Below are 2,605 nucleotides of genomic sequence, written 5' to 3' on the forward strand. Positions count from 1 at the left end.
GAATTATCTCGTTCTCAAGAGCTTCTAAGAATCAAAACTGAAAGCGAAACAGAACAGTTCAATCGAGCGAGGGCATTGGGTGAGCAAATCAATCTCATCCAGTCAAACCTTCACGACTCAGCCCATCGCTCTGGCGAGCGAATCGGCCAATTAGAGACGGAAGCACACCTTAGAAATCTGGCGCAAGTGGAGCAGAGCTCTGCACTGGATGAGGCGCGCGCTGTACATGTGGTGGATAATAACAGAATTGCGGAGCTTATTGCTATCAATCAACGGCAGATGGAAGCCCATCATTACGGCGAGCGAATTGGCCAGCTGGAGACTGAAGCCCATCTTCGAAACTTGGCGCAAGCAGAGCAGAGCTCCGCACTAGATGAAGCGCGCGCTTTACACGTGGAAGACAGAATTAGGATTGCGGAACTTATCGCCGTCAACCAACGCCATATAGAAGCTATAGACCAAAACTCAGCTGATGTTAAAAGTCTGGAGGAAGTGCTGAGCGGTATTCTATTGAGGAATCAAGCACTAAACGAGCAGTTGCATCGATCTTCTATCGACCAGGTCGATCAGGATACAGATACGAATGAATCTGATGTCAGCCAGACCGAACATTTACGCGGTTTTGTCGATGTCAAAAACCTCATGTTGCGACGTTCTTCCTTTAGCTCGGCCATGATCGCCCAGTACATTATATGGACTGCGACCGGTCAATTGCGGCCAAGGCTGCGCTCGAGGTCGACGGCGCTTCGCGACCTGAATCTAATTGAAAATAGCGGATTATTTAATCCGCATTGGTACCAAAAAATGTATCCCGACCTCGCAGATACGAGCGATTTGGCCATCCACTATTTGCAATTTGGTGGATTCGAGGGCCGGCATCCAAGCCCCCTATTCGATAGCAACGCATACAGGTTGGCTAACGGCGATATTGATTGGCGACGGCAAAATACGCTGCTACATTATCTGCATTTTGGAATTTCTGAAGATCGACCTATTCAATCTATGCCATCCATTACTGTTGACGAATGCATCGCATCAATTTCTGTCGACAATGGAATTCACTATCAGAAAAGCGCAGGCTTCGAGATCAGAAATGGAAATTTGGTTTCCATTGGGAACGATCCACAAATTCGATATAAATGCGTGCCCGCCATGCCTCGCGGAATTTTCTTTATCGAGGCTATTATAAAACCAAGCGGTATTACGAGACCGAAGATTTATTTCAGCGTTGGCGAGGAATACAGCGAATCCTTTGCAGTAGAGCTGAAACATATCGAGTCAGATTACTTTAGGGGGACGGTATATCTTGATCGCGATGTGCAGTACATCCGCTTCGATCCGGTCGATGGGCCAGGCGAGGTTCGCGTCCGAGCTCTGCATATGCGCTCGGCTGGAACTGCAAGAAATCTAGCCTTCCGTGTCGGCAGAACGGTTACGTCAATTAGAAACTCGTTTAGTTTCGGAGCGCGATCTCAACCGGGTATGCAGGCTAACAACGTTCTTTCTCCCGCAATCTTTGAACGCCTTACGCAAGGTGGCTCTCTTTGGCCGTCTCCCAGCTGGGAGCAGCCTGGGAGCGATCGAGAAAAAAGATCTTACGCTGATTGGATTGACACGCACGACTACATTTCTTCGCGGGATCGCGATACTTATTCAAAAATGATTTCCCTGCTTCCTATCCGACCTCTTATTAGCGTGGTGATGACGACCTACGAGACGAATCTAACATTTCTTCAAGAAGCGATCAATTCGGTCATTGAGCAAGTTTATGAAAATTGGGAGTTGTGCATCGCAGATGACGCTTCTTCGTCGCCACAGGTTCGTCATCTCCTGGAAAAATTCGCCGGAAGCGACAAGCGAATCCGCATAATCGTGCATGAAAGTAATCTAGGGATATCGGCTGCCACAAATTCTGCGTTCAGTTTAGCTCGTGGTGACTGGACTGCTTTGGTGGACCATGACGATATTTTGCGCGAACACGCGCTTGCAGAGGTAGTGGCTACAATCAACCAATTTCCTGATGTTGAGCTCATTTACAGCGATGAGGATAAAATCAGTGAGGATTCCAATGATCGATTTCAACCATTTTTTAAGCCCGCATTCTCCATAGATCTGCTGAGATCTCAGAACTATCTTAACCATCTGTCAGTTCATAAGTCCTGCAATATACGCCGAGTCGGTGGATGGAGAAGTGATTACGACGGAAGTCAAGATTATGACCTTAGTCTCAGGGTCATTGAAGGTATTTCATTTGATAAAATAGTTCACATTCCAAAAATTCTTTACCATTGGCGTGCGGCTGGATCTTCTACCGCTAAATCGATCAGTTATAAAGCTAGTGCAGTATCGGCTGGCCGGACGGCAGTTTCGGCTCATCTCGTACGAAGTGGAATAAAAGCAGCAGTTATTCCGGCAGGAGGTCAACTGCCGTATAATAGGGTGCGTTATGCCGTGCCTGCGTCTAACCCGCTAGTTTCTATTATCATCCCTACGAAAGATCGAGTAGAATTGCTTCGAAAGTGTATAGACTCTATAGTAAGAAAAACCGCATACCGGCGTTACGAGATCGTCATTGTTGACGATTGCTCTAACCAACGAGAAACAG

1 protein-coding gene is annotated in these 2,605 nt (G+C 47.2%); it reads left to right on the forward strand.

Annotation, left to right across the window (positions count from 1 at the left end; all coding sequences use genetic code 11):
- Positions 1 to 2,605: glycosyltransferase (locus FV233_RS29020; RefSeq protein ID WP_147899599.1), on the forward strand; the 2,605-nt coding region annotated here is incomplete at both ends.

The organism is Methylobacterium sp. WL7, from assembly GCF_008040085.1.
GTDB lineage: Bacteria > Pseudomonadota > Alphaproteobacteria > Rhizobiales > Beijerinckiaceae > Methylobacterium > Methylobacterium mesophilicum.